Source organism: Stappia sp. WLB 29 (assembly GCF_023507705.1).
Taxonomy (GTDB): Bacteria; Pseudomonadota; Alphaproteobacteria; order Rhizobiales; family Stappiaceae; genus Stappia.
This window is the reverse complement of the sequence record NZ_JALBGD010000018.1, coordinates 22,240-29,329: the sequence shown is the minus strand read 5'-3', so window position 1 is coordinate 29,329 and position 7,090 is coordinate 22,240. Positions and strand designations below refer to the sequence as shown.

The 7,090-nt window shown below is 68.0% G+C and carries 8 protein-coding genes; 2 read left to right on the top strand and 6 right to left on the bottom strand.

Going from position 1 to position 7,090, the window contains the following annotated elements; all coding sequences use genetic code 11:
- The first annotated feature begins 162 nt into the window (after nucleotides 1-162).
- Nucleotides 163-438, top strand: coding sequence for a hypothetical protein (locus tag MNI96_RS21530; protein ID WP_249696575.1), 276 nt, complete (start codon nucleotides 163-165; stop codon nucleotides 436-438).
- Between the two features lie 135 nt (nucleotides 439-573).
- On the opposite strand, the gene MNI96_RS21525 is transcribed toward MNI96_RS21530, so the two are convergent.
- Nucleotides 574-843 carry a hypothetical protein gene (locus MNI96_RS21525; RefSeq protein WP_249696573.1) on the bottom strand — a complete coding sequence of 90 codons (270 nt, stop codon included), beginning with the start codon at nucleotides 841-843 and terminating at the stop codon, nucleotides 574-576.
- A 458-nt stretch (nucleotides 844-1,301) separates the two neighbouring features.
- On the opposite strand from MNI96_RS21525, the gene MNI96_RS21520 reads away from it, so the two are divergent.
- Nucleotides 1,302-1,760 carry a DUF2147 domain-containing protein gene (locus tag MNI96_RS21520; RefSeq protein ID WP_249696571.1) on the top strand — a complete coding sequence of 153 codons (459 nt, stop codon included), beginning with the start codon at nucleotides 1,302-1,304 and terminating at the stop codon, nucleotides 1,758-1,760.
- 40 nt (nucleotides 1,761-1,800) lie between these two features.
- Here MNI96_RS21520 and MNI96_RS21515 read toward each other — a convergent pair whose 3' ends face one another.
- The 5 genes from MNI96_RS21515 to MNI96_RS21495 all read right to left on the bottom strand — a co-directional run bounded on the left by MNI96_RS21515 (nucleotide 1,801) and on the right by MNI96_RS21495 (nucleotide 7,011).
- Nucleotides 1,801-2,514 carry a glutathione S-transferase N-terminal domain-containing protein gene (locus MNI96_RS21515; RefSeq protein ID WP_249696579.1) on the bottom strand — a complete coding sequence of 238 codons (714 nt, stop codon included), beginning with the start codon at nucleotides 2,512-2,514 and terminating at the stop codon, nucleotides 1,801-1,803.
- Between the two features lie 187 nt (nucleotides 2,515-2,701).
- A complete protein-coding gene (locus tag MNI96_RS21510; protein WP_249696569.1) occupies nucleotides 2,702-3,199 on the bottom strand; it encodes a GNAT family N-acetyltransferase in 498 nt (165 codons plus the stop codon).
- Entirely contained in the window at nucleotides 3,192-4,757 is a 1,566-nt protein-coding gene (locus tag MNI96_RS21505) for a TerC family protein (RefSeq protein WP_249696568.1), read from the bottom strand. The genes MNI96_RS21510 and MNI96_RS21505 overlap by 8 nt, the downstream gene beginning before the upstream one ends.
- 332 nt (nucleotides 4,758-5,089) lie before the next feature.
- Complete coding sequence (locus MNI96_RS21500; protein WP_249696565.1) at nucleotides 5,090-5,755, bottom strand: class I SAM-dependent methyltransferase; 666 nt, start codon at nucleotides 5,753-5,755, stop codon at nucleotides 5,090-5,092.
- Nucleotides 5,752-7,011: a BtaA family protein gene (locus MNI96_RS21495; protein ID WP_249696577.1), complete on the bottom strand. Its 1,260-nt coding sequence runs from the start codon at nucleotides 7,009-7,011 to the stop codon at nucleotides 5,752-5,754. Before MNI96_RS21495 ends, MNI96_RS21500 begins: the two co-directional genes overlap by 4 nt.
- Nucleotides 7,012-7,090: the final 79 nt, after the last annotated feature.

The following is a 7,090-nucleotide window of genomic DNA, read 5'->3' as shown; positions in this document are numbered from 1 at the left end:
CTTCCGCCTCGGCCTGATCGACTGAGGTGCCGGCTGTCAATCCGGGAATCCCATGATGGTGGGCTGGGCAAAGCCTGCAAGACTTGTGAACCCCAGGGCACACGGAGACGCAGATCGGTTCGGAAGGACAGTCCGTGCCGGGACGAGGAGAAAGGGAACGGCATGGACAGGAAAAGCCGGCAGGACGCGGCCCGGCGGGCGATCATCGAGCACCTGGATGCCGCCATCGCGCAGCTGTCGCCCCATCCGGAACTGGCCGTGCTTGGCAGCCGGCTGGCGGCGATCCGCGAGATCGCGGCGCTGGAACGGGCGACTGGAGGATTGGCGGAAGAGGTGCAGGCGCCCTATCGCCCCGTGAAGAGCGACGCGGCCGGCACGGCGCAAGGAGAGGCGCCGCAAGACGAGGCGGGCAAGGCCACGCACGAAAAGCCTGGATGACGGGCATGAAAACGGGCTGCGGCGCGGACGCGAAAGACGTTGCAGGCGCTATGTCAGAAGCGCTTCAGCACGCCGCAGCCAGGTTGATATCCTTGGTGGAAATGCCCCTTGCGCAGGGACCGGCTCCACCGCGGATCAATGCAGGGACAGCCACTCGCGGGCCGCACGCTGGGCGTCGGCGATTTCGGAGCGGGTCATCTCCGAGGAGATTTCCTTACGGTAGCGCACTGCGTCCTGGCTGCCCTTGACGGCGGCGATGTTGAACCACTTGTGCGCGGCAACCAGGTCGGCGGCGCCGTGGCGGCCGCAGGCGCAGTCCAACCCCATCTGCAGCAGGATGTCCGGGCCGGCGGGCTGGCCGCCCATGATGGCAAGATCGGGGGAACCAAGATCCAAACGAGCCATGTCTCACACTCCTTGTCGGTCGTCTTGCGGCCGGCGTCCTGCCGATCCGCTCCGGGTCGAAGGCCGCGGGATGCTTGGGCTTTTCCCCGCAATCTTCATGTCCGAGTGTGGTCCTGCCCCTTCAACGCGAGCTTAAAATTCTCGCTTAACGGGAAGAAAACGAGTCGAAAACACCTGGTAAACTTCACGAAGGATTCAGCATTTCCGAGCGGAAACGGCAGCGAAATCAACGCGAGTTGACTCAACATGGATTTGCGCGGGAAACGCTTGATTCACCTTGAGAAGAACTGAGGCCTTCACACCCTCCGACGACGGCCCGCCCCAACCCTTACGCGAGGCCCCGGCACAAGCTTTCCCGAAGCCCGACACGAAGGCGACCACAGGCGGTCACCCTCGCGCCCCACTTCCCCGGCAGATTGCGGCAAAGACAGATCCTCGCATCTCGCGAAAGGAACCCGATGACGCCCCCTCGCCTCGCCTCCCTGCCCGCCCTTGCCGCACTGGCCGGGTTCGCCCTTCTCGCCCTCGCGCCGCCGGCGCTCGGCGCGGAAGAGATCTTCGGCACCTGGCGGACGCCCGATGCCGGCACCGTGCGCGTGGGGCCTTGCGGCGCCGCGCCCTGCGGCCTGCTGGTGGACTTTCCCCCGCCGCCGGGCACGACCAGGCAGAGCGCGACGGACGTGAAGAACCGCGACGCCGCCAAGCGCGACCGCAAGCTGCTCAATGTGCCGGTGATCTGGGATATCTCGCCGGGCGACACGGACGGAACCTGGAGCGCCCGCGTCTACGATCCGCGCCGCGGCGTGACGGCCAATGCGACGGCGACGCTGCAGGGCGACGACCAGCTGACCCTGCGCGGCTGCGTGCGGATGGTGGTGCAGTTCTGCGAAACGGAAGTGTGGCGCCGGGCGAACTGATCCGAACTGATCCCCCGGCGCCTCGATAACAGGCGAGAGGTCAGCGCGCGCGCTGACCGAACAGCACCGACTGGGCGCCCTTGTCGCTTGCAAGGTTGAGCTGCTCGCGCATCTCGCGGCCGACGGCGAGGCCACGCTCGACCGCCGGGCGCGCCTTCAGCGCCTCCAGCCAGCGCCGGACGTTCGGGAAGTCCTTGCCCAGATCCATGCCCTGCCGTTCCCAGCCGGTCGCCCAGCCGACGATGGCCATGTCGGCGATGGAATACTCGTCGGCGACGAAGTCGCGCCCGGCGAGCTGCTTGTCGAGCACGCCGTAGAGCCGGTGCGTCTCGTTGAGATAACGGTCCATGGCGTAAGGGATCTTTTCCGGCGCATAGACGCGGAAATGATGATTCTGGCCGAGCATCGGGCCGAAGCCGCCCATCTGCCACATCAGCCACTCGTCCACCTTGACGCGCTTTCGCTCGTCGGTCGGGTAGAACCGGCCGAACTTGCGCCCGAGATACTGCAGGATCGCGCCGGATTCGAAGACCGAGATCGGCTCGCCGCCCGGCCCTTCCGGATCGACGATGGCCGGCATGCGGTTGTTCGGCGAGATCTTCAGGAACTCCGGCTTGAACTGGTCGCCCGCGCCGATATTGACGAGGTTGAGATTGTAGGGAACGCCGAGTTCCTCCAGCAGGATCGAGACTTTCCAGCCGTTCGGGGTCGGCCAGTAATGCAGTTCGATGGGCTTGGTCTGGGTCGCGGACATGCCTGTCATGCTCCATGTTTCTTCAAATGGCCGGAGGCTCGCGGACACTTGTGCGCGCGCCGACTGCGGCCGGTCGGATTGAAACTTAAGGCCGGAAAGCGCCCGCACAACCATCCGCGGCCGCACGCGGGGCGGCAAGCGGGTCCGCGTGAACGCTCGATCACGCCACACGTACGCCGCGCACCGCTCACAGCATCAGCTTGTAGCCGACATGCGAGGGCTGGTAGCCGAGCGCCTGGTAGAAGTCGTGCGCGCCCTGCCGCTCGCGGTTGGAGGTGAGCTGCAACAGGACGCAGCCGCACTCGCGCGCCCGTGCCTCGGCAAAGCGCATCATCGCCCGGCCGATGCCGCGCCCGCGCAGCTCCGGGGCCACATGCACGCTCTCCACCTGGGCGCGCGGGCGCCCGCCGAAGGACAGCCCGTCGATGACCGTGAACTCGAACATGCCGGCGATGCGCCCCGCCTCCATGCCCGGCAGGCGCGCCACGTGCAGCACGGTCGCCCCACCCGCCACCATGCGGCGGAACGCGGCGAGATAGGGCGCAAGGTCGCCCGCCTCCTGCCCCACGCGCGCCCCGGCCGCATTGGCGCTCATCAACGCGGCGCAGGCGGCAAGGTCGTCCTCGGTCGCGGGCGCGATGTCGAGCCCCTGCAGCTCCGCCTCGAACATCCCGCCCTTACCCATGCGGGGGCGCCTCGGTCTCGACCGGCGCAATGCGCACCTTCCCGATGGCGCGCTTTTCCAGCGACAGGACCTCGAAGCGCAGGTCCCCGGTCTCCAGCACGTCGCCGACCTTCGGCAGGTGGCCCAGCTGGGACATGATGTAGCCGGCCAGCGTCGAATAGCGGTTGGCCTCGTCGACGAGATCGCGGCCGATGGCGGCGCTGAGCTGGCGGATGTCGATGAAGGCGTCCACCGTCCAGGAGCCGTCCTCCTGCTTCTGCAGTGCGGCCGCTTCCTCGTCCATGTCCGGGAACTCGCCGGCAATCGCCTCCAGCACGTCGGTGGGCGTGGCGATGCCTTCCAGCGAGCCGTATTCGTCGATCACCATCGCCATCTGCACCGGCGAACGGCGCAGCAGCTCCATCACCGTCAGCACGTCGGTCATCTCGTGCACGACGCCCGGCTGGCGCATCAGCTGCGCCCAGTCGATCGCCTCGCCGCCGATCACCGCGTTGAGCAGATCCTTGGTCAGCGCCACGCCGACGAACTCGTCGACGCTGCCGCGCGCCAGCACCACCCGCCCGTGGGTAAGCCGGCGGATCGCCGCGCGCAACTCCTCGTCCGGCTTGTCGAGGTCCAGCCATTCCAGCTCGTTGGAGGGCGTCATGATCGAGCTGACAGGCCGCTGGCCGAGCCCCAGCACGCCGCGGATCATGTCCTGCTCCTCGGGCTTGAACAGCTCGCCGAGGGCCGCCTGCTCGGCGATCACGTCCACCGTCTCGCCGAGCGGCTGCTCGCCGACCTTTCCGCCGAGCATGCGCAGCACCGCCTCGGAGGTGCGCTCGCGCAGGTTTCCGGCGACGACCAGTTGCTCGCGGTTGTGGCGGCCGATCTGGTTGAACGCCTCGATCAGCACCGAGAAGCCGATGGCCGCGTAGAGATAGCCCTTCGGGATGTGCTGGCCGAAGCCCTCGACCACCAGGCTGAAGCCGATCATCAGCAGGAACCCCAGGCACAGGATCACCACCGTCGGATGCTTGGAGACGAAGGCCATCAGCGGCTTGGAGGCGACCATCATCACCGCCATGGCGATGCAGACCGCCGTGATCATCACCCACAGATTGTTGACCATGCCGACGGCGGTGATGACGCTGTCGAGCGAGAACACCGCATCCAGAATGACGATCTGCACGATCACCTGCCAGAACACCGCATGGACGATCTTGCCGCTCTTGTGCCCGTGCGCGCCCTCCAGCCGCTCGTGCAGCTCCATCGTGCCCTTGAACAGCAGGAACAGGCCGCCGGTGATCAGGATCAGGTCGCGCCCGGAGAAGGAGAAGCCGCCCAGCGAGAACAGCGGGTTGGTCAGCGTCACGATCCAGGAAATCGAGAACAGCAGCGCGATGCGCATGATGAGTGCCAGCGACAGGCCGATGAGGCGCGCCTTGTTGCGCTGGTTCGGCGGCAGCTTGTCGGCCAGGATGGCGATGAACACGAGGTTGTCGATGCCGAGCACCACCTCGAGCAGCACCAGGGTGACGAGCCCGATCCAGATATTCGGATCTGCCAGGAATTCCATGTCGAACCTTTCCTAGTGGCAAAAGCGCAGGCGCGCGCAAGGCCCGCCATGCCGGAGCGTGCGGCATGCGGGCTGTCGGTCTGCGGAATGAGGTCGGGAAACGGGATCGCGGAGCCGCCGGGCGCAAATCGCCAACGGCTCCCGGGGAAATCGGTCGTCCGCGTCTGTGTTGTCGCCGTCGTCCGGCATGGAAACGTCCGCCCCTTCTTGCGCGCAAGGGCGTGCGCGCGCACTGACCCCGCAACCTAACATGGCCGCTGCACCGGTCAAGAAACGCGCGAGGACGCCGGACGTTCCCATTGTTACGCCCGGAAAACGTCTCCAGCGCCGTCTCAGGCCTCGAGCCGCCCCGTCACCGCGTAGCCGCCATGCAGCCGGCGGAAGGTCGCCCGCGCGCCTTGCGCCTGCGCACAGTCGGCAAGCGCTGCCTCCAGTTCCGCCCGCGGCGCGACGTGGAAGGCGGCCAGCCAGGCGCGGAACGGCGCGCGCACCAGGCCCGGCCAGGCCTCCATCATGCCGAAGTCGACGAGATGCAGCCGGCCGCCCGGCGACAGCGCGCCGGCCCCGGCCATGAGCGCCTCGCGCCAGGGCGGGATCATCGACAGGCTGTAGGAGAAGAACACCCGGTCGAACCGCCCGACGCCGAACAGCGCCGCCGCGTCGAAGGCCGTCGCATCGCCCTGCGCGACGCTCACCCGGCCTTCCAGCCCCGCGCGGCGGATCGAGCCGCGGGCGCTCTCCAGCATCTGCTCCGAGATGTCGATGCCGAAGAACCGCGCCTGCGGATGCCGGCGGGCGGCGAGCACCAGGTTGCGCGCCGTGCCGCAGCCGAGCTCCAGCACGGTGCCCCCCGGCGGCGGGGCGAGCTCGTCGATCAGCCGGTCGCGGCCGAGCAGATAGTATTTGCGCGTCGCATCGTAGACATGCCGCTGCCGGCGGTAGATGCCGTCCATCAGCTCCGCACCGTTGGACGTCCTCGCTTCTCCCCGCACGGTCATGCCGCGCCGCGGATATAAAGGTGGAAGCCGCCATAGATCGACGAGCGGTCCATGTAGCCGAGCTTGCGCGAGCGCTCCGCATCGTAGCGCCACTGACCTAAGATCTCCGGCGCGACGCGGCCGGGCAGCAGGCTCGGCTCGGCCGCCGTGCGGAAGACGACGCGCGCGCCGGGACGGGCCGTGCGGGTGATCTCCGCCCACAGGGCGTTCAGCGCGCCGTCGGTCATCCAGTCCTGCGCATCGAGGAGGACGTAGCGGTCGACGCTGCCCCCCTCCTGCGCGGCCAGATAGTCGGTGAAGGAGCGGTTGACCACGCGCACCCGGTCGGCGCGGGCGCGGATCGCCTCGAAATGGTCGCGCCGCAGATAGGGCGGCAGCGGGCCGGCCTCGTCATTGGCGTAGCCGCGGCCGAAGGCCTGCCAGGCGAAATAGTTCTCCGACAGCGGAAAGTCGCAGGCCAGCCGTTCCAGCCGCTCGCGCAGCACCGCCGCCATGCCGCCGGGGCCGCTGCCGGCCAGCGCCTCGTACTGCGCCGGCGGAATGCCGAGCCCGTAGAGCGAGACGCGCTTCGACGTCGCCCAGCGGACCATCCGCTTGTCGAACAGCGGCGCCAGCGCCTTGTCGAAATAGGTGCGCTGCTCCTCCAGCGAGCGGGCGCGCAGCATGTCCCTGGGGTCGATGCCGTAGGCGCGGGCGACGAAATGGCCGGCGCCGATAAAATAGCCGAGCAGCCCGTGGTGATAGAGGTCGCGGGCGAACAGGGTGATGCGCTTGCGCCCCGTCAGGTCGCGCTTTTCCCAGTACTCGCGGGTTTCCGGGTCGAGCCGCTCGCGCAGGAAGCGGTTGTAGGCCTCGACATTGCCCGTCTCGTCGGCCTTGCCGAAGAAGCGGTAGAAGGCCTCGTGCCCCGGCAGGTGCTTGACGGCGGCGAGCTTCAGCCGGGTCAGCGCCACATGCGCGCGGTTGAGGTCGACGGCGGTGATGCTGGCCGGATCGGCCGTCAGGTAGGACAGAACGTTGCAGCCGCCCGAGGCGATGGTCACCACCTTGTGGTCGCGGCCGATCTCCAGCGCGTCCATGTCGATCTCGGGGTCTTCCCAGATCTGCGGATAGACCAGCCCCTTGAAGGCGAAGGTGAAGAGCCGCTCCAGCGCGCCCTCCCCCGACAGGGCCCTGTTGCGATGCACCGCGCGGCCGAGCAGCGCGCCCCGCCCGGCATTGACCGACTTCGTGTTCGACGCCCGACCCGACAGCATGGCCACCTCCGACTCTCCTCAAGTTGCCTTGAAGTGAGCCGGGTAAGCCGTTCTCGTAACGGGATGATGACAGGCGGCG

Coding starts and splice junctions, on each gene's coding strand:
- MNI96_RS21530 (WP_249696575.1), top strand. CDS start 163: ATGGACAGGAAAAGCCGGCAGGACGCGGCCCGGCGGGCGATCATCGAG.
- MNI96_RS21525 (WP_249696573.1), bottom strand. CDS start 843: ATGGCTCGTTTGGATCTTGGTTCCCCCGATCTTGCCATCATGGGCGGC.
- MNI96_RS21520 (WP_249696571.1), top strand. CDS start 1,302: ATGACGCCCCCTCGCCTCGCCTCCCTGCCCGCCCTTGCCGCACTGGCC.
- MNI96_RS21515 (WP_249696579.1), bottom strand. CDS start 2,514: ATGTCCGCGACCCAGACCAAGCCCATCGAACTGCATTACTGGCCGACC.
- MNI96_RS21510 (WP_249696569.1), bottom strand. CDS start 3,199: ATGGGTAAGGGCGGGATGTTCGAGGCGGAGCTGCAGGGGCTCGACATC.
- MNI96_RS21505 (WP_249696568.1), bottom strand. CDS start 4,757: ATGGAATTCCTGGCAGATCCGAATATCTGGATCGGGCTCGTCACCCTG.
- MNI96_RS21500 (WP_249696565.1), bottom strand. CDS start 5,755: ATGACCGTGCGGGGAGAAGCGAGGACGTCCAACGGTGCGGAGCTGATG.
- MNI96_RS21495 (WP_249696577.1), bottom strand. CDS start 7,011: ATGCTGTCGGGTCGGGCGTCGAACACGAAGTCGGTCAATGCCGGGCGG.